Source organism: Radiobacillus sp. PE A8.2 (assembly GCF_045635475.1).
Classification (GTDB): Bacteria; Bacillota; Bacilli; order Bacillales; family Amphibacillaceae; genus JBJGXI01.
In genome coordinates this window covers 45,454-66,847 of record NZ_JBJGXI010000006.1, presented here as the reverse complement: position 1 = coordinate 66,847, position 21,394 = coordinate 45,454, and the positions used below count along the sequence as shown (strand labels likewise).

Genomic DNA, 21,394 nt, shown 5'->3' with positions numbered 1-21,394 from the left:
TATTTCAAATTATTATTATTCGTTATACAAGTATATGCCTCTTAATTGCATATCCTCACGCTACCAACTATTTTTTATTTTGAATCGCGACATTCCCCTTACCAAAAGCTTGTTGACACGACTTGATCAGTTCATGCGTCGGTTTCAGATTATATTCACTAGATAATTGATATGTCTTTTTGCGATGGTCATGGTACAAAATCACTGGAACATCACCGGGATACAGATTTGCGAATTGTTTTAATTTTGTTAATGCCGTACTATCATTTTCATCCGATACTTTTATAAATAAGCGTTGTCCTGAATCTTCTAGGAGCACTTCTTCATTAAATGGTTTCACATCTGCTAATATGAGTTGAATACGATTATCTCGTTGCTCTACCTTCCCAGTTATAAAGACAATCGATTCTTCTTTTAGCCATCTATTTACTTCCCTGTGTAGGTCTGGAAATAGCACAGCATCAATTTCTCCTCTTTCATCTCCCAAGGATAAAAATGACATTGGTTCTCCGCGCTTTGTACGAATAGTTTTAATTTCTTGAATAACTGCGCTTACGAAACAATGTTTATTTCCGATATATTTTGCCGTATCAACTAAGGGAATATAGCCCTTGGCACGCAGCTGTGCACGGTGCGATGCTAACGGATGGTCAGACATATATACACCAAGCACATCCTTTTCAAAAGCGAGTTTCTTCATTTGCGTAAAATCTTCTGTTTCTAAATACGATACTTCAAATTCTACATCATTTTGGAAAAATGAAGGTTGATCTTCAAATTCTCGAAATAATTCGCCTTGCTCGATTGCTTGATCAATGGACGCGAGTAAACTCGCTCTATTTTTATATGTGTCATCAAATGCACCTGCCATAATCAGTGCCTCGATCACTTGTCGAGTAACCACCTTTAGCGGAACGCGTAAACAGAAATCAAACAGATGTTTAAACGAGCCATCTTTACGAGCGCGAACAATTTCTTTTACAGCTTGAATTCCTACGCCTTTAATTGTTGATAAACCCATACGAATTTGATTCTTTTCCACCGTGAATTTCCCAAAACTATCGTTAATAGACGGTGCTAATACGTCGACGTTAAAACCCTTCGCTTCTCTTATGTAAAGACGCAATTTATCCTGATTATTAGAGACAGAGCTTAAAACCTCTGCAAAAAAATGCGCCGGATAATGTGCTTTTAAATAGGCTAGATGGTAGGAGATGACACTATATGCAACAGCATGACTTCGGTTAAAACCATAGTTAGCAAACTGAACAATCCAATCGAATATCTGCTCCGCTACCTCCTGCTTGTAGCCTTTAGCTATACACCCTTTAATAAAGAAAGCTCGTTGCTCATTAAAAATCGATAGCTGTTTTTTACTAACTGCACGACGCAAAATGTCTGCTTGTCCAAGCGAGAACCCTGCAAATCTATTGGCAATTTGCATAATTTGTTCTTGATATACGAGCACGCCATATGTTTTTTCTAAGATCGGTTGTAAATCTTGATGTGGATAAGAAACTTGCTCCTCTTTATGCTTCCTTTTAATATAAACAGGTATATATTCCATCGGACCAGGACGATAAAGCGCATTAACAGCTACTATGTCCTCAAATGTTGTTGGTTTTAATTGTGTTAATACCTTTTGCATGCCTTGCGATTCTAACTGAAAGATCCCATTTGTTTGCCCTCTTTGAAGCAAGCTAAACGTAGCGTGATCATCAAAAGGAATCGAGTTCCAATAATCCTTCGTTAGCTGCTTTGATGAAATTGCCGCCCAAATTCTTTCAAGCAACGTCAAGTTTCTTAGCCCGAGAAAATCCATTTTTAATAAACCCACTGCTTCTAAATCATTCATCGGATATTGCGTTAAATTCATGTCTGTGCTTGATGCAGTTAACGGCACATGCTCTACCAGTGGACGATCACTTATTATCACACCAGCTGCGTGGGTGGAAATATGCCTTGGGAGTCCCTCTAGCTTTGCTGCAATTTTAAATAGCAGTTGTAGTTGTTGTGATTTTTTTACATAGGATGTCAACGCATCCGACTGCTTTACACTCTCAACTATCGAAAGCTGTGATTGTACTGGGATTTCTTTTAACAAAAACGCAGCATCTTGTTGATCAATATCCATTACCTTAATTAATTCCCGTAAAAGAGAGCGTGCAGCAAACGTACCAAATGTTATAATTTGCGCTACGTGATCTTGTCCATACTTTTGTCTAACATAAGCGAGTACTTCATCTCTCCGATGATCGGAGAAATCGATATCAATGTCCGGCATTGTCATTCGTTCTGGGTTTAAAAATCGTTCAAATAATAATTGATAGCGGATTGGATCTACATCGGTAATCCCTAACAAGTAAGCAACTAAAGAACCCGCAGCAGATCCCCTACCAGGACCTACTATAATTTTCTCCTGTTTGGCGAATCGGATGAAATCCCAGACGATTAAGAAATAATCACTAAATTGCATCGATTGGATAACCTTAAGCTCATAGCTCAGTCGTTCTGTTACAGCTTCAGTTACTGGATCGTAAACAGCTGGCAATCGCTCAAAGCATAATCTTTCTAAAAAGCTAAAAGCAGTTTCACCCACCGACACCGGGTACGTTGGTAGCATTCGTTTGGTAAAATCTAATTCTACTTGACATCGGTCAGCGATATTGTTCGTTTCTATTAAAAGCTCCGGCCATACATTTCCAAAGTATTCTTCCATTTCATGCTCTGATTTCAAATGAAAGTGTTGGCTAGCATTATTGGGACTGTCCGCGTTCCATTTTACTCCTCGATCAATTGCTCGCAAACAATCGTAAGCAGGTCTATCCCCACTATTTAGATAGCGGACATCACTAATTGCAGTAGCCCGGACATTAAGCTGTTCACACATTTGTTTGATCTTATAAATCTGGTTCTTTTCTTCCTCGCTCTGGAAATCTTGAACACCTAAATAAAAATCTTCTTCCGTCACAAATTTCAACCAATCTTTTATATACGCTTCAACAAGATGTTGATCGGATTGTTGTAATTCTTCCATTCTTGTTTGTTGTGCAGGGAGAATTACAATTAAATCTGATAAATAGCTAGCTAAATTCTGCTTGTCTATAGCTGAAAGCCCGTGTAACTCGATATAGGAGCTCAGTTTAAGCAGTTGCTGGTAGCCGGCATTATTTTTCGCAAGCACAATACACGTTTCCATACCTTTTTCATCTTCTACATGGATGCTCAGGCCGAGGATTGGCTTTATACCACCCCGAAGACATGCTTGATAGAAGGAGACTGCACCATACATTACATGTTCATCTGTTAATGCGATCGCAGAGAAACCTAGTGTTTTAGCCTGCTGAACTAATTTATCAATTGTAATTGAGCTTCTCATTAAGCTGTAACCACTTCGTATTTGTAAATGTGTAAATGTCATAGACTATTCCCGCCTTTTTCTTCTCTTCCATTATATCTAAATTAATGACAACAATGAAATGAATAACATAACCTGTCCGAAATTTTCATAAATTGAATAAACGACTAGTTTTAAAGGAGAGGGCATTTATGGAAGAACGTCTTGTTCCTTCTATTATCCAATGTTTTTTTATTGCGTTTGGTGTTGTTATAGGAGGCTCAATTATTGGTAGCATTGGATCGTTCGCCACTGGAGAACCACCGCTTACCCTTATGGGACGGATTGCAAGAGGGCTTCGAATCTGGGCAATTGTCGCCGCAATCGGTGGCACTTTTGATGCTATTTCTAATTTTCAACGTGGTATATTTGATGGATCCACATTTGACTTAGTAAAGCAAATTATATTTATCATTTCCGCAATGGGTGGCGTACAAACGGCAATTCTCATTATCGAATGGTTCACACAAGAGGAAATTGAGTGATGCATATCCCACCATATTACAAAAGAGCTAGCTGGCAGCGATTCTTTGTTGGAACAGTCGTTGGTGCGATCGTGGCTTATTGTGTGTTTGTTTATATGTATGGTGAATTTCACGAACGGTGGGTAGAGGAAAACCTCGAATTGCGTTCGGATTATAATGATTTGAAATTAAATTATGATAGCCTACAAGAAAGCAAACAACAGTTAGATGAGGAAGCGAAAAAAAAAATTACTATTGAGACTATCACGATTAGTATCGATAATAAAAAACAACTAAAACTCGATAATGACAGTTTAACCGCTCACCAATTAGTAGAACAAATGAAACAGCAAATAAGTGATGTAATAGGTAGAGATATCCTTAGTTTATCGGAAAATTACAAATTGCTAGAGGCAGCAATCCAAAATAAGATCTATAAAGTAGACGAGTTTATGTATGAAGCATCTGTCACACATCTTTTTATCGTACCATCCAGTCCAGCAGAATTAATTCTGCGTGTCCAACTGAAAATAGCCAGTTGAGTCCAGTTAGCTATATTATACAGCCTTCTGTGAATTTGTTTGCAGATTGTGTGAATTCAGTATTATGAAAGAGAATTAAATTAAGGTAAATTAGAACTTTGTTTGAATATTTAAAAAATGAATAGCAGCATTGCCTAAATTGGAATATACTTAAGATAGAAAAGTGAAACCACTCGGAAGGAGCGATATTGTTATGTTTATCCTCAGCCAAACAAAAATGGTGGAAGAGAAGGTCAATCGCTTAATACAAGGATATTCCGCTTATTCAGAATCAGAGGCAGTTATTCGGTTAATCAAAAGAGAAATTCATAGGTTACAGATACCAGTAATTATTGATCACGCAGAAAATGGGTGTTGGTTTATTCCTGATCAACCAGAACAATTAGTCAAATAAGCACTAAAGCGCAGATTGCTCATAGAGACAGGTTAGAGTGAAAAAATGAACACCAATCCTTTTGCAGTCCAATTAGCAGGTCAATTGGATTGCTTATTTTTGTTGATATAATATGTTTTTATACGGAACAACAGTAAATTCACCTTTTAAACAGCAACTTTTTAAGGTGAATTTACAGTTGTTTGCTAAAAAGCTCTCATTGTACTTTACTAACTTCTCAATACAAAGCAAATGGATATTTATGATAAAATAATAGGCGTAATGTAAAATATGTTTTTAAACTACTAGTGATGTTGAACAAGAAATTAGTATTAGCGGAGGGGTATGAAAATGAGGAAGTTTATAGTTTCCACCGCAAATTGGTTACCTTTCATAATTATTTCATTTTTATTAATTAGAGAGGTGATATCTTTAATTGAAAAACAATCGATGTGGATTATTGTATATGTTGTTATACTAAGTATTTCGTGGTTGAGCTTTTTGTTATTTATTTTCGTTAAACCTAAAGACGCTGACGAAGCGTAATTGAATATTTAATTATTGGAAGTAACAAACCAAGAGAAACTCCAGATTAAAGGCGGCATTTCTAAATTTTAATAAATATGTATAATCTAAGGTAAGTGTAAGTAGGACAGTTGTAAGAGTGCTAAAACCATCGCTATCTAGCACTCTCTTAATTGTGATATTCACCACTACAACTCAACTACGTAACAATAGCAAATATTTTTTACTGACACACTTCTTCTAAATCATGGATTAACTGCTTAGCTTCTTCCCAGCTATAAATGGTTGCTCCAGAAGCCAATGGATGTCCGCCGCCATTATATTTTGCTGCTACATCATTTATTACAGGTCCTTTTGAACGTAATCTTACCCGGATCAGATCATCTTCTTCAACAAAGAATACCCATGCTTTAATGCCTTCCACATCTCCAAAAACACCGATTAATTGACTCGTTTCTGATGATGATAACCGATATTCTTGTAAAAGTTTTTTCGATAGTTTTATGGAGCATACGCCTGCACTAGAAATATCGAAGTTTTGTAAAATATAGCCTTTTAGACGCGCCATATTCATTTTCGTATGATACATGTTGTCATATAGCGTGGTTCTGTCAAAATCATAAGCCACTAGGTCTGCTACATACCGAAACGTTTTATCTGTTGTACTAGGGAATAAAAAACGACCTGTATCACCAACAATACCGCAATACAACAGCTCTGCCGCTACTTTATTACATAAGAGTCCGTCTGCCTTCCCATGCAGGTATAACTCATAAATCATCTCACTTGTAGAGCTTGCTGTCGGGTCTACCCATGCTATATCTCCGTATGGGTCTACACTTGGATGGTGGTCAATTTTGATGATTTCTTTACCGTTCATATAACGCTGATCTGCAATGCGCGCTTGATTTGCTGTATCACAGATTATTACAAGCGCATCCCGGTATACGCTGTCCTCAATTGTATCCATTTTAGTTAAGTATGCTAAAGAAACATCCTCATCACCAACAATATGAATTTTTTTCTCAGGAAAAGATGACATGATTATTTCTGCTAGTCCAGCTTGTGAACCATATGCATCAGGATCAGGACGAACATGTCTATGGATTATAATAGTTTGATACTGTTTAATTTTTTCAATAATGGCTTGTTGATAACTCATAATATCCTCCTATGATTGCATGAAATGATTAACCACTTTAATACCAGAATTATCGCCAATTAAAACGGCTCTTTAAGGTAATAATAAAATTGGCTCAATTGCCTAGTCTAAGAAGATAATAACGTACACATGTAGACGATTCGGTAGAAAAAATTGATATGGAAAACAACACTATTATATAGTATTTTCTAGCAAAAGTATGTAAAACAAGCTAAAATGAAAAAGATGTTCTTATGTTAGGAGTAGATGTCATGATTATATTTCCAATTCTTACTATCGTTTCGATCGTATTATACATTTATTACAAGGTGGCGATCGTTCGTAGTAACGACCCTTTAATTCAAGAATACACCAATTCGAAAGCACAACTTGCACTTGGTACATTTATTTCTGTTTTTGGAATAAATCAATACCTGTTTTACCAAACCCAACTTGCACTTTTCGTTGTGATTGTCTTTTTACTATTCGGAGGAATGCAGCTGGTGAATGGATACAAAAAAGCAAAGCATTATCGAGGCGAATTGGCAAAAAGAATACAAGCAGAATAATCCCCTCTAAAGGGGGTTATTTTTTTATATCAACGATCAATGAGTTGTGCCATAAGCAATGCTTTTCCTACCAACGCTTTTTCATGAAACAATTCTACATCCACTTTTGCAAATTTCCTTCCAACTTCTAGCAAACGCGGCCTTATTTCTAACACACTATCAATTTGAACAGGTTTAATAAAATAAACCGATAAGTTCTCAACAACGAGTTCACCTTTTTTATACTGACGAAGTAATCTGCTCGATGCTTCCGTGACAAAGGAAACAAATACACCATATGATAACGTCCCTAATTGGTTGGTCATTTGTGGTGTGATGTCAGAACGAAAAATAGTATTATTCATATCATCCTCGACAGCTTCTAGTCGACTTGTAACGATATCATCAATCGTCTCCCCAACCTGTGGCTGGCGTTGGATATGTTGTAATGCTTTGAGTACATCTTGTCTTGAAATTAGTCCTTGTAGCTTCTGGTGTGTATCGACAACGGGCATGATTTCAATACCTTCCCAAACCATCATGTGGGCCGCATAAGCTAAAGACGTTTCTTTCAATACAGTATTCGGATTCTTCGTCATTACACGGTCTACCGTTATCGTCCGGTCCTTACCAATCACATCCTTAGATGTAATCATGCCCATTACACGATTGTTTTCATCAACAACTGGATAGCGACTGTGTGTCGTTGCATCTCTTAACTGATACCAGCGATCAAGTAATTCTTTTGTAGATAAATAATACGTATCCTCAATGGATGTAAAAATATCCTCGACAAGGACGATTTCCTTCTTTATCAGTTGGTCATATATAGCCCGATTAATCATCGCTGCCACAGTAAAAGTATCATAGCTTGTAGACATAATCGGGAGCTGTTTCTCATCGGCTAATTTTTTGACATGATCATCCGTGTCAAAACCACCAGTAATTAAAACAGCCGCTCCTTCTTTTATCGCCAATTCATGTGCCTCTACACGATTACCTACGATCAATAGAGCATCTTTTTCAGTATAACGCATCATCGCATCTAATTTCATCGCACCAATCACAAACTTATTGAGCGTTTTGTACAACCCTTCTCTTCCACCCAACACCTGACCGTCAACAATACTAACGATTTCTGCAAAAGTAAGTCGTTCAAAGTTTTCTTTCTTTTTTCTTTCGATTCGAATGGTGCCAACACGTTCAATTGTACTTACTAAGCCTTGATTTTCCGCTTCTTTAATAGCTCGATAAGCAGTTCCTTCACTTACCTTCAGTTCCTTAGCAATTTGTCTTACAGATATTTTATTCCCGACCTTTAATGATTCGATAAATATGAGGATTTGTTCGTGTTTCGTTGCCAACCATTTCACCAATCTTTCCATCTGTACTAGTAAATATTATCTTATTGTTATTATACAGATGAATCGGCTTCACATCAATTTTTTCCAACAGAAACTTGTTTCTCCTCCTGCTTATCCAGTCCAAGTGGTTTCGTTATTTTTAACATAGCAGCTAGGTTTGAACCTACTACAAATAAGAAAAATAGCAACCATCCAGCCCAAAACATGGAGGCTAGGCTTGAGGCTTGCTCACTGATCGCCGGCCAAGCAATATAAAGAAAGAAACATGCTAAAAGAATACGAAGTAACGCATACTGTTCCATACCATACACTCCTTCTGTCATAGTTTTCACTACTCTATTTTATGTACAACCATCACTGAACATGTTTTAAATATAAAAAAACAGACTTGCATTCACTAGCAAGTCTGTTTTTCGATAAATTATATGTCGATTGATTCTCCAGGTTTTAAAGCTAGGCCGTTCCCTGGCTTTACTTTGCTGGCAAATGCATCAGCATCTTGTTCAATTAACGGAAACGTATTGTAGTGCATTGGAACAACCTGTTTTGCTTGTAACCAGTCTGCTGCTACTAACGCATCTTCAGGTCCCATCGTGAAATTGTCACCGATCGGTAAAAAGGCAAGGTCAATACTGTTCATCTCACCAATCAATTTCATGTCAGAAAATAATGCTGTATCACCGGCATGATAAATTGTTTTATTTTCCGCTGTAAACAATAGTCCTGCTGGCATTCCTGTATAAATGGTTTGCCCATCTTCATCCGTATATGAAGATCCGTGAAAAGCAGGTGTTAATTTCACTTTACCAAACTCGAATTGATGTGCCCCACCAATGTGCATCGGGTGGGTATTTAGCCCTCTAGATGATAAATAGTTTGCTAATTCAAATGGAGCTACAACCAACGCATCATTTTTCTTAGCAATGTCAATGGTATCTCCAACGTGATCATTGTGGCCATGTGTAAGTAAAATTACGTCTGGTTTAACCTCTGCTGCATTCAAATCACACGTTCCATTTCCCGAAATAAATGGATCAATTAAAATTGTGTGTGTTGCTGTTACGATTTTGACTACTGATTGCCCATGAAAAGATACTTTCATTGTCTACTCTCTCCTTTTTAAATTATATCCTAATATTTCATTATTAAGAGAATGTACAATGACTATACCCATTTAGTAGTTTTTCCATGCGTTTTCATACAATTGAATTAGAATCGGATCGATTAACGTGTTTGCTTCCCAACTTTTCGCATTACCATCTGCCTGTTGTATGTGATTATCTTCATCTTGCCCAAACACTGTTGCAGCTTCTATCAAATCATTTGTTAGAAAACGTGTTGGAACCGTAATATCTAAGGTAGAAGTGTGAATCGGCTCTCGACTCGCCATCACAAACCCCCAGTTTCCAAAGCTCGGAACATCTACGTGAAAGTTCTCTATATACATCCCAGTTGTTTCAATCGTTTTTGAAATCGTCCAATAAACTTCTCGTGCAAATACTGGGCTAGTCGCTTGTACCATCATCGCTCCATCAGGCAATAAGTGATTGCGGGCCAATGAATAAAATTCTTGTGTATATAATTTATTTAAACTTTCGTCGTTCGGATCAGGTAAATCGATAATAATAACATCAAACCATGTGGTACTTTCTCGTAAATATTCAAACGCATCATCGTTAATTACCGTTATCTTATCATTTTTTAAAGAAGCGTCATTCAATGCTAACAAATCTGGATGTTCGTTAGCCAAATCGATGACTGCCGGATCCAAATCCACGAGCGTAATATGACCAAGATCATCATATTTCAGCAATTCCTTCGCTGCAATACCGTCTCCGCCACCTAGAATCAGAACCTGGTCATGGCTTTTTGCATGGGCCATCACAGGGTGGACTAATAATTCATGATAGCGGTATTCATCAATGGAGCTGAACTGTAGTCCTCCATTCAAATACAGCCTTGTATCCTCTTGGTTTTTCGTAATAATAATTTTTTGATAACGACTTTCTTCCATATGGATAATCGGATCTTTATAAAGTTTCTGCTCAAAGCTAAATGCCATCTCTTCGCCGAATAATAATCCGAAAAGCAACAGAACTGCAATACATGATCCAATTATTGCATGCACAATAATATGCTTAATTTCTTTTCGAAATAGCCAAAGCACAACTAGCGCAACACCTAAGTTAATACATCCTACGAAGAAGGCAGTTTTGACCATCCCGAATTGCGGTCGCAATAAAAACACAAAAAGTAATCCGCCAATGAGCCCTCCTGCATAATCCGAAAAAAGCACCCGTGCTGTACTTCTATTTAATGAAACACCAATGCTATTTGCTTTGCGAATTAAAATCGGTAATTCAACACCTGTTAATGCCCCAACGGTAAATGTAATTAAGTATAGGAATAATGCATCTGAACCTGGTGGAGAAAAAGCTGTCATTCCAAACATGAGAAAACTGGAAAAACCGCCGATTAACGCAACGAAAAACTCGATGTAAATAAAAGTGATGATCAGGTTTTTTAGCACCTTTTCACTTAAGCTAGCCCCAACCCCCATTCCCGTTAAAAATAAAGAAATAGTAAGTGTATATTGTTTTACACCATCTCCTAAGATATAGGAGCCTAAAGCACCAAATAAAACCTCAAAAATGATACCGCATATAGATACAATACCTGATGCCCAATATATAAGGTTACTTTGACGTCTTGCTTTTGGTTCCAATATGATCACTCCGTTAACGACTTATGTATTGTGTCAATTTCATATTTATTTTTACTACCATTCTCGAGACATCATAATATTGCAGACCGTTTCATTATGATGCTTGGGAATGACAAAAAAATTTAAGCATAAATTGATTTATTACTTCAGATTTTTAAAATAGAGAAGGTCCAACCCGCGCTCCGAGCCAGACCCTAAATGTTATCGATAATTTACTTGTATTTGCTCAGATTATTATGTGATTGATGCTCCAATTACAAAAGCAAGACCAATCGATACTCCAAGTGATACGATACCAACTGCAACATTGTTATTCTTAATCTGTTCTTCAACGGAAAACTTACGTGTGAATGCTTCATAAAGCAAGTATGCAACTAGCTGCAAGACCACACCGTATGCGCCCCATACTAATGTTTCCCAAACTGTCACACTATGATATATAGCAAATGACAACACGATACAAATACCGATAATTTTACCAGCGATTGAAAGTGCAACCGCTTGATTACCATTAGCAATTTCATCCCAATCTTTATACTTCGTTGTAATAAATTCAAAAATAACTAATCCGATTACAACAACAATAATTGCAATTACAAAATAAAGTAACGTTGAAACAAATTCCATCAATTCCATTATTGTATTCCTCCTTTATTATTTACCTGCGCTTGGTCCGCCACCACGATAATCCGACATACCACGATTTGTATTCAAACTTCCTTGATTGTACGGCTTGCTAGTTGAATAGCCACCATAACAGCCACCATTAGCACATTTATTTGACCGACTAGAGCCCCAATTTGGTACTCCTAGTACGCTATCTAATAACCTAAAAGCAAAGTACGTTTGAAGAAAACTTGGAGAATAATTATCACGAACAAATTGCTCGGTTGCTACTTCCATTAACACTACATCTGCATCCTCTTCACTTACTTTAAACGTGACAAAATGGTTGGGGTAAATTAGTATTTGCTGGTTATTCTTTAAATCACTAATCTCATCAGGTTCAATAGCCTCTGAGATGACAGATACTATTTCTGAAACGGAAAATTGTCTCGTTGCATAAACATTCGCAATTGCATCTTCACCTTGCACAACATCTAATAATTCAAAATTATTGGCAATCACAGCTTCAATGTCATTTGTTGCAGTCTGTTGTATATTCTCTGTTAGTTCTTGTTTTGTTGGCTCATCAGGAATCATATCCACTGATACGCCCGGATCTTCAAAAGCACCTGAGCTATTTGTAAATCCCGAAGGTCCACACGCTGATAAAATTAATAATAATACGATAGAGAGGCCTAACATCTTCATTGGCATAAAAAGGAACATCCTCCTTTCACTAAAATATCCATAGGTTAAACCCTTGCAGCGATTGTTCACCGCAAGGGTCTTACTAATTACACATAATAAATGTCAATTTCATAATACTGAATTTTAGCTATTAACATCCACTAAATGTGAATGCAAATAGCTGTGTGAGGTAAATATGAAATTGACTTACTGATTTTTTATTCTTTACCCATTTTCTTTTTCAATGCCGCTAGTTCATCATCTACATCATTTTTCTCTAATTGTTCAAATTCATCATCTAATGAACGGCTTGCAGCAGACAAATCCTCGCTCGTATCTGCTTCTGCTTCATAACGCAATACTTTCTCTTCCATGCGCTCAAAGCCTTGTTTCGATTCATCATTTCCAATAGATGACATGGTGCGGTTCATTTTTGTTCTTGTTTTAGCAGATTCTGCACGAGCTTTCAGTGTATCCTTTTTCAATTTCATATCTTGGTATTCTTTCTTCATTTCATCCAGTTTAACGCGTAATGTATCAGAATCTTGCTTAGCTCTTTGCCAAGATTCTTGTAACATAGTTGCTTGTTGTTGTTGATCACTTTTATCCTGTAATGCGCGACGGGCTAAATCTTCATTTCCTGCTTCAATGGCAGTTTCTGCCTGCTTTTGACGTTTGTCAACTAAAGCTTGGGCATCATCAGCTTTTCTCTTTAGCATTTTTTCATTTGCAATCTGTTTCGCAACAGCACTTTCAACTTCACGAATATCAGACTCCATATCACGCATAAATTGATCTAGCATTTTCACCGGATCTTCGGCTTTATCCAACATCGCATTTAACTCTGAACTAACTACTGTTTTTACACGTTTAAACATTTTAAACATTTACATTTCCTCCTTTTATATTGAACCCGCAATAATTTTTATTTCATAATCCTCTATGGGATATCCATAACTAACTTCATTCTCACTCCCCCAGCTCTCCACACTTAAATAGTGCTCTTCTGAATCATCATAATAGTCAGCATAAGGAGTGATTCTACCATTAATATTTTTACTTCTACCTTCCCCAACGACACGCGCTTCCCCTTCTTCATCCAAATAATAAGTACGATCTTTGTACTTCAATTCTTTCGGAAAAGGTTGAGATACGGGTAACACGATTTTTTCATAAATACCTAGCTCTACTTCATCATCCATTTCTGCAGATAGCCATCGAATATTGTCTCCTTCCAACATTTGATAGGCAATCCATTCATAGGAGCCTTGTCGGTAAGTAATTTTGCCGACAACCTCATAGTCATGTAAATCGTACTCTACAATATCCCCAATTTGAATATTGAAAACTGTACGTTCTTGTACTACAGGCTTTTCGTCCTTTTTTTGAAAAAGCTTTGAGAACAAACCCATAGATGCACCTCTTCTCTTTTTATGCTTGTAATACACATACGACTAACATAATATAAATGTTTCAAATTTCTTAGAAATATTTTTTAAATTTCCAATACCCTTCTATCATAACAAAACTTCTGGTTAACTTATATGAAGAAGGTTTGTAAAAAAACAATTCCTTATATTTGCTATAATATCCATAACAGACCACTCAAAAACAGGAGGAACAAAAATGGAAAGAATCAATCATTTGCAAGAACAACTAACAAAAAACAATCTAGACAGTATCTTTATAACATCAAAGGCGAATGTATTTTATACGAGTAATTACTACACTGATCCACACGAACGAGTTGTTGCCATCTTTATCGACAACTTAGGAGAACCCGTTTTTATCCTACCAGCCATGGAACAAGAGGACGCGATCGAAGCTGGATGGAAAGGTGAGCTGATTACCTACTATGATCATGAAAATCCTTGGCAGTTATTTCAAGCTTATTTACGCAAATCGAAAAGAATGCCTACTTCACTTGGTATTGAGAAAGATCATCTTACAGTTGAACGATTAGAACAGTTGCAAACAATATTCAACAACACGACATTTATCAATGCGCAATCACTTCTTGCCAATTTACGAGTAATCAAAGATGGTAACGAATATTCAATTCTAAAACAAGCTGCAGCATTCGCAGATCTTGGTGTAAAAACAGGTATCGAAGCAATTAAACAAGGAAAAAGCGAGCTCGAAATTGTCGCTGAAATTGAATATACCTTAAAAAAGCAAGGTGTGCGAGAAATGTCATTTTCAACGATGGTATTATCTGGTACGAAGACAGCATCACCGCACGGAACACCAGATCATAAAAAAATAGAAGTCGGTGATCTCGTCCTTTTTGATTTAGGAGTTGTCTATAATGGCTATTGCTCAGACATAACTAGGACAGTTGCTTATAAAAATATCACCGAACAGCAACAAGCTATTTATCAAACTGTATTAGCAGCTCAACAAAAAGCCATTGAAGCAGCTACGATTGGCACACCGGTCGGTGATATTGATCAAGCTGCCCGTCAGCATATTACAGACAACGGGTATGGTGAATATTTTAAGCATCGCATAGGTCACGGAATTGGTATTGATGTTCACGAATTCCCATCAATGGCAGCGAATAATACTGTTACACTTAAGGAAGGTATGTGTTTTACAATCGAGCCCGGGATTTATGTGCCTGGTGTTGGTGGCGTTAGAATAGAAGATGAAGTCTTTATTAGTGAAAATGGGACAGAGCTTCTTACTTCGTTTCCTAAGGAGCTACAAATAATTGAATAATCGCATATGATAACATTTTAAAATAAGGTATAATCTGAAGTGGCATAAGTGAAACATCTTATGCCACTTCATCATGGAAAACAAGACGCAGAAAATAAGGGGAACGGGAATGAAAAAAATCTATATATCTAGTAGTGTTATTTTAGTAGTTATAATTGTTGGATTATTAGGCGCCGGACAGTATTGTTATAACAAAAGTGTAAAACGTGGTGAATCTATCGAATTACATAAGGAAGCAGAAACAGTATCTGCTATGGCAGAACAAAACAACCAATTGTTACAAGAAGCAAGAATTTGGTTTGATATGCAAACATTTGAAACAAAAACATTAACTTCGACCGATGATTTAGAGCTAAAGGCAAAATTTCTTAAAAACGAGCAAGCAACTGGAAAAGCTGTTATTCTCGCACATGGATTTCGGTCTTCAAGCGAGAGCATGGGTGACTTTGTAAAGTTTTACTATGATCAAGGTTTCGATGTGCTTATGCCTGATGCTCGTGGCCATGGTGACAGTGAAGGCGATTATATTGGGTTTGGCTGGCATGACCGTAAAGATGTGCAACAATGGATCAGCATGTTAGTCGAGGAAGAAAACGAGAATCAGATTATTTTACACGGGGCATCAATGGGAGCAGCAACTGTCTTAATGACAAGCGGAGAGTCTTTACCACCACAAGTAAAAGGTATTGTCGCAGACAGTGGCTATAGCTCTACTTACGATGAACTTGCTTATCAATTAAAGCAGTTATATCATTTACCTGCAATCCCGCTATTACAGATTACAAGCGCAATCACAAGTGTTCGAGCTGGATACAATTTTGGGGAAGCTTCCACAGTTGAACAAGTAAGTAAAAATACCTTACCACTTTTAATTATCCACGGAGATGCTGATGAACTTGTCCCAACCGAGATGGCGCACGAGTTATACGATGCTGCTGGTGGAGAAAAACAATTGTGGATTGTTCCCGGTGCAGGACATGTCAAGTCACACACCATTTCTACAGAAGAATATCAAGACAGAGTCCAGCAATTTATTGATAAAAGTTTTGAAGAGTGAGGCGAGTTCGTCATTCCTTTTAGTTGCGGAACGGAATAGCACTAGGTGACTTGGTAGACATGAGCTCTTATGTTTTCTTTGCGGAGAATTTCGTGCTGCTTATCTCCCTTTGTGACGCGTATTTTTCGTTTTCACGGATTTTCGTGTCGCTTATCTCTCCTTGCAACACGTTTTTCTCGTTTCCTCGGATTTTCGTGTCGCTTATCTCTGTTTGCGACGCGTATTTTTCGTTTTCACGGATTTTCGTGTCGCTTATCTCTCCTTGCGACGCGTATTTCTCATATCTGTAGATTTTACTGTCGCAAAACTCACATCGCACCATTACAAAGCACACATAGACAATACCCCCTAACAACTGCATGCCTTAACAAAATCCATACACTCACTACATCAAAAAAAAGATCGCCGCTAACTCCACACGTTAGCGGCGATCTTTTTATCTATTTAATAATTCATTTACATTTGCATACTCTAGCTGATGTGCTTCTGCAACTGCTTGATAAGTCACATAGCCTTCTAGCGTGTTAATCCCTTTTAATAGCGCTGGATTACCTAGACATGCTAATTTATAGCCTTGATTAGCTAATTGCAAGGCATATGGTACTGTACAATTTGTTAATCCAATTGTTGATGTTCTCGGTACTGCACCAGGCATATTTGCTACAGCATAATGTAAAACACCATGGCGCAAATAGGTTGGATTATCATGAGTAGTGATTCGATCAGTTGTTTCAAAAATTCCACCTTGATCGATTGCTACATCGACAATGACGGATCCTTCTGGCATGTTTTTGACCATTTCCTCTGTTACTAATTTAGGTGCCTTAGCACCAGGGATTAAGACAGCTCCGATTACTAGGTCCGATTGTTCTAATGCCTGTGCGATATTTAATGGGTTAGACATCATTGTAGTAATCGATGCACCAAAAATATCGTCTAATTGACGAAGGCGTTCAGGATTTAAATCCATGATCGTCACCTCGGCTCCAAGTCCAACTGCAATCTTAGCTGCATTCGTACCTACAACTCCGCCACCAATCACAGTAACTTTTCCGCGCTGCACTCCTGGTATACCACCGAGCAGAATACCTCGCCCACCTTTTGATTTTTCCAGAAATTGCGCACCTATTTGTGAAGCCATACGTCCAGCTACTTCACTCATCGGTGTTAAAAGCGGTAGCGATCCATTAGTTAGTTGTACGGTTTCATAGGCGATCCCAATAACTTTGTTATCAATTAATGCTTTGGTTAGCTCTGGTTCAGGAGCTAAGTGCAAGTATGTAAACAAAATAAGACCTTCATAAAAATAACCATATTCCTCTGGTAATGGCTCTTTTACTTTCATCACCATTTCCTGCTCCCATGCTTCTCCAGCTGCTGCTACAACTATAGCGCCCGCTTCTCTATATTGTTTATCCGTAAAACCTGAACCAAGACCAGCAGATGTTTCCACATAAACGTTATGCCCTGCTTGCATCAATGTCATGACCCCAGCAGGCGTAATCGCCACACGGTTTTCATTATTTTTAATTTCTCTAGGTATTCCTATCTTCACTTTCATGACCTCCCTTTTCTCTATATAAAACTGAAAGTGTAAATAACAAAATGATTGTATCAAAAAAACAGGAAACAAGCTAACCTTTATCGAAACCGATGAATGACGTTTAATCCACCTGTTACCTCCATCACTTCGCCAGTAATCATATCTGAGTCCTGTTCACACAAAAACAAAATTGCTCGGGCAATATCTTCTCCGGTTCCTGAACGTCCAATTGGTGTATCTTTATCTAGTATTTCCCGACTTTCAGAAATACTCGCCTCTTTAAAATCTCCAATTATATTTCCAGGACAAATCATATTAGATGTAATACCATGCTCCGCTTCTTCAAATGCTATAGATTTTGTCAACGACACTAAGCCTACTTTTGCAGCAGCAAATGCAGCACGATTTAACCAGCCCGAAGCTGCATTCGCACCTTGAAAACCATAGTTAACGATACGACCGAATCGTTGTTCTCGCATATATGGTACCGTTTGCTTTAATAAATAGAATACCGCATCAAGGTTACCCCGTATCATATCATCCCATTCATCTTCGGTATAATCTAACAACTTCTTTCTTTCAAATATGAAGGGACCAGCATTGTTAATTAAGTATTGCACACTTCCAAATTGATTAACCGCTTTTTCCACAACTGTTTGTACATCATATTTATTTGTCACATCTGCCTGTACGATATGTAATTGATCTGAATAAAGATTCTTTAGCTGATCTGCTCTTTCTCGGTCGTTCCTATACGTTACCGTAACTTGATGACCTTTCTGTAGGAATGCTTCTGTCACTTTTCTTCCTAAACCTTTCATTCCAGCCGTTATGATCGCATGTCCCACATTCATCTCTCCTTATTAACTGTATCGATAAATGCTATATAATGTAATTCCATCGTACCCGAAACAACAAGTAAATGCTATTAAAAAGACTAGGAGCCAATGGAATGGTTCCTAGTCTTTTCGCTTATTCTTGTTGTTTGTTTTGCTGCGCTTCGCGTCGTACATCATGGTCAATCACACCACTGTGATAGCTTTCCATTATTTGTTGATTAACAAATTGTTCGCCCTCACCCATTTCCGATAGATCATTAAGTATGTTCTTTTCCATCTCACACACCTCCATTTGCTGTTATTATGCTACAAACAATTTTTGTAAACGTCATCATTTTTTCATCAATCGTTAGTAAATCATGGTATAATTAACTTATAAAAGGAAGGGAGAGTGTTCACATGGCATTCGAATATAAGCGCATTGTTGTGGCTGTAGATGGATCGAAAGCTTCGGAACGCGCCTTTGAAAAAGCAGTAGATATAGCTAAAAGGAACCAGGCACAAATGGTACTTTGTCACATTATTGATACAAGAACCTTTACCACCGTAGAGGCTTACGACCGAAATTTAGCAAGTCGATCAGAGGTGTATGCGAAGGAACTTTTAGAGAATTATCAAGAAAAAGCAAGTGGTGCCGGCTTAACGCACGTGGTGTTGGAAATTGAATATGGATCACCTAAAGTAAAAATTGCCAAAGACGTTGCTAATAAATATAATGCAGACCTTATTATTTGTGGAGCTACCGGGGTTAATGCTGTAGAAAGATTTTTAATCGGAAGTGTTTCCGAGAATATTACTCGGTTTGCTTCCTGTGATGTACTCGTTGTGCGAGACAATAAAAAAAGCTAACTTTAGGTAATAAATGAGTGAGCGTTTAACTGCACGCTCACTCATTCGCTCTTATACTTTTTCTGTGGCCAATATATATCGTTTTTGATAAAAACGTAATGCAAAATTAGCGACTTGCCGCGTCAATTGATAGTTGTAATAAGCACCAATACCAATACTTAATATTGGTATACCTTGAAATATCTTTTTTCTTGCCATTAAGATAAACAACGATTTGCTCGCCTGTTTTAGTGGTTGATCTAACCATGAATGATTCGTTAACGCGTCATTTCCTTCATATAAATATGCCTGGTCCGTTTCTAATTCTTTCACTAGTTCATCCCAAGCTTGTTTTTGTAATCGTTTTGGCAATGTTGCCGCGTGATACACCTTAAGTGAAAGCATCATTTCATAAGGATGATTTACTTCGTGTCCGAATGTTAGCGCAATTAACTGAACCACCCTTAAATTCATCACCATCACTAGCGGGAAATCTACCCCAAGTAATACAATCCCTCCCGTCCCCGTAATTCCACCTTGCACGAGAGAATATAGTCTACCTTTAGAAATATGCTGTTGAGCCAAATAAGTAAGTTGTTCAATCTTTAAAGAGTTCATTTCGTGGATATGAGAAATGTGAGGGTTGAATATTCTGCTCGTTGTAATAATTCTTTCTCTTGCTTCGTTTTGACTATTAGAACCTTGTAAATAGGCATGTGTATGAAATAATATATTATCAAGTTTTTCAAAAAAGTTTGCTTGTATTGATGGATTTATCTTTTCAAATCCTTGCTTCATCCAAGAATCATAAATCATCTCAAAATCATTTGCTTTATAGATCTGCAAGCTGTTTTCCCATTCAGAAAGCTCTTCTAACACCCGCTCATTGGTCATCAAAACTCCTCCTATCCCGTTCCTAACTGTCTTTATTTTAACATAAGAAAAGTATAAATTTTGTTAAAATAATACAAAAGATCCGACTTTAAAATAAAAAGTCAGATCCTCTACATTACTTACTATATTCTGTTTCCGCCAACCGTACCGTATCACGAGCAATCATAACTTCCTCGTTTGTTGGAATAACAATTACTTTAACAGGTGAGTGAAAACCCTAATATATCAACCTTTTTCCGAACTATTTTCTTATATCATAGCATGTTGGTGTTTGTTATATCAAGAAAAATATTGTTGATTATGCATATTTTATTCTTATTTATCATAGTTTAATAGGTTTATGCAAAAGAAAAACCGACAATTATGTCGGCTAACGAAATATTTAGAATTCACAAATCATTACTACTTCCTTTGTTTTGGTTGTTTAATTTCATAAGATCTTCCAAAGCACTATAAGTAGCATAGTAAAAGATAAAACTACTGCTAAAGTTGATAGTTGTTCGATCTGTATACCAAGAATAGATTTCTTCACTATCGTATGGGGTTTTGCCGTATGAAGGATCACCGTAATTAGAAACTAAAGACTCATACAAATACTTTTCATCTTCTTCATCTAAATCACTGAACCAATAAATCCCTTCTGAAAGAGCAAAATCATTCAACTTTAATATGTCTGGAATATTTTCATATTCTTGTATTAACTCTTTATTATCTTCTTCAAACTTTGCGATAACATCATTTTTTTCTTCTTCAGACAATGATTCGTCATTTAGTTTTTCATTATAACCCCTAAACTTATCGTCAAAATCACTTGGAGATAAAACAAGTGTTTTCTCGACCTCATTTTTAAATACATATTCAACATCAGCTTTATGACCATTAATAATAATGTCTTCATATTGAATAGTAATTTCTTCATCACTATCAACATCTTCTGTATAAAGTTCATTGCCATTTTCTTTTTCTAATTCGATAATTTGATCAACTGTCATTCCCCATGTTGAACCTTTAAAATCATCTTTATTACCTCCACAAGCTACTAATACGAAAATAAGTGCAACTAGAATTAGAATTTTTTTAATCACTTAACAACCTCCTACTCTTTTACATACTTATTCAATAAATGTCACTTTTTTCCTT

At 37.0% G+C, this 21,394-nt stretch carries 23 protein-coding genes; 8 read left to right on the top strand and 15 right to left on the bottom strand.

The features are described from left to right. Window positions 1–67 precede the first annotated feature (67 nt). Window positions 68–3,421 (bottom strand): DNA polymerase III subunit alpha, encoded by a 3,354-nt coding sequence (gene dnaE / locus ACI6MV_RS05205; protein ID WP_407269036.1) that lies wholly within the window; start codon window positions 3,419–3,421, stop codon window positions 68–70. Between the two features lie 128 nt (window positions 3,422–3,549). Between dnaE and ytrH the strand changes: the two genes are divergently transcribed. The 4 genes from ytrH to ACI6MV_RS05185 all read left to right on the top strand — a co-directional run bounded on the left by ytrH (window position 3,550) and on the right by ACI6MV_RS05185 (window position 5,322). Then, window positions 3,550–3,882, top strand: coding sequence for a sporulation membrane protein YtrH (gene ytrH / locus ACI6MV_RS05200; RefSeq protein WP_407269034.1), 333 nt, complete (start codon window positions 3,550–3,552; stop codon window positions 3,880–3,882). Further along, window positions 3,882–4,403, top strand: a complete 522-nt coding sequence (ytrI, locus tag ACI6MV_RS05195) for a sporulation membrane protein YtrI (RefSeq protein WP_407269170.1) — start codon at window positions 3,882–3,884, stop codon at window positions 4,401–4,403. The genes ytrH and ytrI overlap by 1 nt, the downstream gene beginning before the upstream one ends. Before the next feature lie 193 nt (window positions 4,404–4,596). Then, window positions 4,597–4,797: a YtzJ family protein gene (locus ACI6MV_RS05190; RefSeq protein ID WP_407269032.1), complete on the top strand. Its 201-nt coding sequence runs from the start codon at window positions 4,597–4,599 to the stop codon at window positions 4,795–4,797. A gap of 330 nt (window positions 4,798–5,127) precedes the next feature. Further along, complete coding sequence (locus tag ACI6MV_RS05185) at window positions 5,128–5,322, top strand: hypothetical protein (protein WP_407269030.1); 195 nt, start codon at window positions 5,128–5,130, stop codon at window positions 5,320–5,322. 202 nt (window positions 5,323–5,524) lie between these two features. Here ACI6MV_RS05185 and ACI6MV_RS05180 read toward each other — a convergent pair whose 3' ends face one another. Beyond that, window positions 5,525–6,463 (bottom strand): DHH family phosphoesterase, encoded by a 939-nt coding sequence (locus ACI6MV_RS05180; protein ID WP_407269029.1) that lies wholly within the window; start codon window positions 6,461–6,463, stop codon window positions 5,525–5,527. Window positions 6,464–6,714: 251 nt separating this feature from the next. Here ACI6MV_RS05180 and ACI6MV_RS05175 point away from each other — a divergent pair, with 251 nt between their 5' ends. Further along, window positions 6,715–7,011, top strand: a complete 297-nt coding sequence (locus tag ACI6MV_RS05175) for a YtpI family protein (RefSeq protein ID WP_407269027.1) — start codon at window positions 6,715–6,717, stop codon at window positions 7,009–7,011. Window positions 7,012–7,040: 29 nt separating this feature from the next. Here the strand turns inward: ACI6MV_RS05175 and ACI6MV_RS05170 are convergent, their stop codons facing one another. The 8 genes from ACI6MV_RS05170 to ACI6MV_RS05135 all read right to left on the bottom strand — a co-directional run bounded on the left by ACI6MV_RS05170 (window position 7,041) and on the right by ACI6MV_RS05135 (window position 13,784). Beyond that, window positions 7,041–8,354, bottom strand: a complete 1,314-nt coding sequence (locus tag ACI6MV_RS05170; RefSeq protein WP_407269169.1) for a DRTGG domain-containing protein — start codon at window positions 8,352–8,354, stop codon at window positions 7,041–7,043. A gap of 74 nt (window positions 8,355–8,428) precedes the next feature. Then, a complete protein-coding gene (locus ACI6MV_RS05165) occupies window positions 8,429–8,656 on the bottom strand; it encodes a hypothetical protein (protein WP_407269025.1) in 228 nt (75 codons plus the stop codon). A 119-nt stretch (window positions 8,657–8,775) separates the two neighbouring features. Next, window positions 8,776–9,456 carry a metal-dependent hydrolase gene (locus ACI6MV_RS05160; RefSeq protein ID WP_407269023.1) on the bottom strand — a complete coding sequence of 227 codons (681 nt, stop codon included), beginning with the start codon at window positions 9,454–9,456 and terminating at the stop codon, window positions 8,776–8,778. A 72-nt stretch (window positions 9,457–9,528) separates the two neighbouring features. Then, on the bottom strand, window positions 9,529–11,082 hold the full coding sequence (locus tag ACI6MV_RS05155) for a polyamine aminopropyltransferase (protein WP_407269167.1): 1,554 nt from the start codon (window positions 11,080–11,082) through the stop codon (window positions 9,529–9,531). 231 nt (window positions 11,083–11,313) lie between these two features. Next, a complete protein-coding gene (locus ACI6MV_RS05150; protein WP_407269021.1) occupies window positions 11,314–11,715 on the bottom strand; it encodes a DUF350 domain-containing protein in 402 nt (133 codons plus the stop codon). Window positions 11,716–11,733: 18 nt separating this feature from the next. Continuing rightward, window positions 11,734–12,399 (bottom strand): DUF4247 domain-containing protein, encoded by a 666-nt coding sequence (locus tag ACI6MV_RS05145; protein ID WP_407269019.1) that lies wholly within the window; start codon window positions 12,397–12,399, stop codon window positions 11,734–11,736. A 191-nt stretch (window positions 12,400–12,590) separates the two neighbouring features. Next, window positions 12,591–13,259, bottom strand: coding sequence for a PspA/IM30 family protein (locus ACI6MV_RS05140; RefSeq protein ID WP_407269017.1), 669 nt, complete (start codon window positions 13,257–13,259; stop codon window positions 12,591–12,593). 15 nt (window positions 13,260–13,274) lie between these two features. Continuing rightward, a complete protein-coding gene (locus tag ACI6MV_RS05135) occupies window positions 13,275–13,784 on the bottom strand; it encodes a DUF4178 domain-containing protein (protein ID WP_407269015.1) in 510 nt (169 codons plus the stop codon). Window positions 13,785–13,998: 214 nt separating this feature from the next. Here ACI6MV_RS05135 and ACI6MV_RS05130 point away from each other — a divergent pair, with 214 nt between their 5' ends. Both ACI6MV_RS05130 and ACI6MV_RS05125 read left to right on the top strand, forming a co-directional pair. After that, window positions 13,999–15,093, top strand: a complete 1,095-nt coding sequence (locus ACI6MV_RS05130) for a M24 family metallopeptidase (RefSeq protein ID WP_407269013.1) — start codon at window positions 13,999–14,001, stop codon at window positions 15,091–15,093. Window positions 15,094–15,202: 109 nt separating this feature from the next. After that, window positions 15,203–16,150 carry an alpha/beta hydrolase gene (locus ACI6MV_RS05125; RefSeq protein ID WP_407269011.1) on the top strand — a complete coding sequence of 316 codons (948 nt, stop codon included), beginning with the start codon at window positions 15,203–15,205 and terminating at the stop codon, window positions 16,148–16,150. A gap of 436 nt (window positions 16,151–16,586) precedes the next feature. On the opposite strand, the gene ald is transcribed toward ACI6MV_RS05125, so the two are convergent. The 3 genes from ald to ACI6MV_RS05110 all read right to left on the bottom strand — a co-directional run bounded on the left by ald (window position 16,587) and on the right by ACI6MV_RS05110 (window position 18,809). Further along, complete coding sequence (ald, locus tag ACI6MV_RS05120) at window positions 16,587–17,705, bottom strand: alanine dehydrogenase (protein WP_407269009.1); 1,119 nt, start codon at window positions 17,703–17,705, stop codon at window positions 16,587–16,589. Between the two features lie 86 nt (window positions 17,706–17,791). Then, window positions 17,792–18,547 (bottom strand): SDR family oxidoreductase, encoded by a 756-nt coding sequence (locus ACI6MV_RS05115; protein ID WP_407269007.1) that lies wholly within the window; start codon window positions 18,545–18,547, stop codon window positions 17,792–17,794. A gap of 118 nt (window positions 18,548–18,665) precedes the next feature. Next, window positions 18,666–18,809, bottom strand: a complete 144-nt coding sequence (locus tag ACI6MV_RS05110; RefSeq protein ID WP_407269005.1) for a hypothetical protein — start codon at window positions 18,807–18,809, stop codon at window positions 18,666–18,668. Window positions 18,810–18,931: 122 nt separating this feature from the next. Here ACI6MV_RS05110 and ACI6MV_RS05105 point away from each other — a divergent pair, with 122 nt between their 5' ends. Further along, window positions 18,932–19,381: a universal stress protein gene (locus ACI6MV_RS05105; RefSeq protein ID WP_407269003.1), complete on the top strand. Its 450-nt coding sequence runs from the start codon at window positions 18,932–18,934 to the stop codon at window positions 19,379–19,381. A gap of 51 nt (window positions 19,382–19,432) precedes the next feature. On the opposite strand, the gene ACI6MV_RS05100 is transcribed toward ACI6MV_RS05105, so the two are convergent. Together ACI6MV_RS05100 and ACI6MV_RS05095 are read right to left on the bottom strand one after the other, a co-directional pair. Beyond that, the gene (locus tag ACI6MV_RS05100) at window positions 19,433–20,254 is read right to left on the bottom strand and encodes an EcsC family protein (protein WP_407269001.1); all 822 of its coding nucleotides are present in this window, start codon (window positions 20,252–20,254) and stop codon (window positions 19,433–19,435) included. Window positions 20,255–20,643: 389 nt separating this feature from the next. Continuing rightward, a complete protein-coding gene (locus ACI6MV_RS05095; protein ID WP_407268999.1) occupies window positions 20,644–21,339 on the bottom strand; it encodes a hypothetical protein in 696 nt (231 codons plus the stop codon). Between the last annotated feature and the right edge of the window lie 55 nt (window positions 21,340–21,394).

What these genes read in the sequence shown, in the direction of transcription:
- dnaE (WP_407269036.1), bottom strand. Translation starts at nt 3,421, where the DNA reads ATGACATTTACACATTTACAAATACGAAGTGGTTACAGCTTAATGAGA.
- ytrH (WP_407269034.1), top strand. Translation starts at nt 3,550, where the DNA reads ATGGAAGAACGTCTTGTTCCTTCTATTATCCAATGTTTTTTTATTGCG.
- ytrI (WP_407269170.1), top strand. Translation starts at nt 3,882, where the DNA reads ATGCATATCCCACCATATTACAAAAGAGCTAGCTGGCAGCGATTCTTT.
- ACI6MV_RS05190 (WP_407269032.1), top strand. Translation starts at nt 4,597, where the DNA reads ATGTTTATCCTCAGCCAAACAAAAATGGTGGAAGAGAAGGTCAATCGC.
- ACI6MV_RS05185 (WP_407269030.1), top strand. Translation starts at nt 5,128, where the DNA reads ATGAGGAAGTTTATAGTTTCCACCGCAAATTGGTTACCTTTCATAATT.
- ACI6MV_RS05180 (WP_407269029.1), bottom strand. Translation starts at nt 6,463, where the DNA reads ATGAGTTATCAACAAGCCATTATTGAAAAAATTAAACAGTATCAAACT.
- ACI6MV_RS05175 (WP_407269027.1), top strand. Translation starts at nt 6,715, where the DNA reads ATGATTATATTTCCAATTCTTACTATCGTTTCGATCGTATTATACATT.
- ACI6MV_RS05165 (WP_407269025.1), bottom strand. Translation starts at nt 8,656, where the DNA reads ATGGAACAGTATGCGTTACTTCGTATTCTTTTAGCATGTTTCTTTCTT.
- ACI6MV_RS05160 (WP_407269023.1), bottom strand. Translation starts at nt 9,456, where the DNA reads ATGAAAGTATCTTTTCATGGGCAATCAGTAGTCAAAATCGTAACAGCA.
- ACI6MV_RS05150 (WP_407269021.1), bottom strand. Translation starts at nt 11,715, where the DNA reads ATGGAATTGATGGAATTTGTTTCAACGTTACTTTATTTTGTAATTGCA.
- ACI6MV_RS05145 (WP_407269019.1), bottom strand. Translation starts at nt 12,399, where the DNA reads ATGCCAATGAAGATGTTAGGCCTCTCTATCGTATTATTATTAATTTTA.
- ACI6MV_RS05140 (WP_407269017.1), bottom strand. Translation starts at nt 13,259, where the DNA reads ATGTTTAAAATGTTTAAACGTGTAAAAACAGTAGTTAGTTCAGAGTTA.
- ACI6MV_RS05135 (WP_407269015.1), bottom strand. Translation starts at nt 13,784, where the DNA reads ATGGGTTTGTTCTCAAAGCTTTTTCAAAAAAAGGACGAAAAGCCTGTA.
- ACI6MV_RS05130 (WP_407269013.1), top strand. Translation starts at nt 13,999, where the DNA reads ATGGAAAGAATCAATCATTTGCAAGAACAACTAACAAAAAACAATCTA.
- ACI6MV_RS05125 (WP_407269011.1), top strand. Translation starts at nt 15,203, where the DNA reads ATGAAAAAAATCTATATATCTAGTAGTGTTATTTTAGTAGTTATAATT.
- ACI6MV_RS05115 (WP_407269007.1), bottom strand. Translation starts at nt 18,547, where the DNA reads ATGAATGTGGGACATGCGATCATAACGGCTGGAATGAAAGGTTTAGGA.
- ACI6MV_RS05110 (WP_407269005.1), bottom strand. Translation starts at nt 18,809, where the DNA reads ATGGAAAAGAACATACTTAATGATCTATCGGAAATGGGTGAGGGCGAA.
- ACI6MV_RS05105 (WP_407269003.1), top strand. Translation starts at nt 18,932, where the DNA reads ATGGCATTCGAATATAAGCGCATTGTTGTGGCTGTAGATGGATCGAAA.
- ACI6MV_RS05100 (WP_407269001.1), bottom strand. Translation starts at nt 20,254, where the DNA reads ATGACCAATGAGCGGGTGTTAGAAGAGCTTTCTGAATGGGAAAACAGC.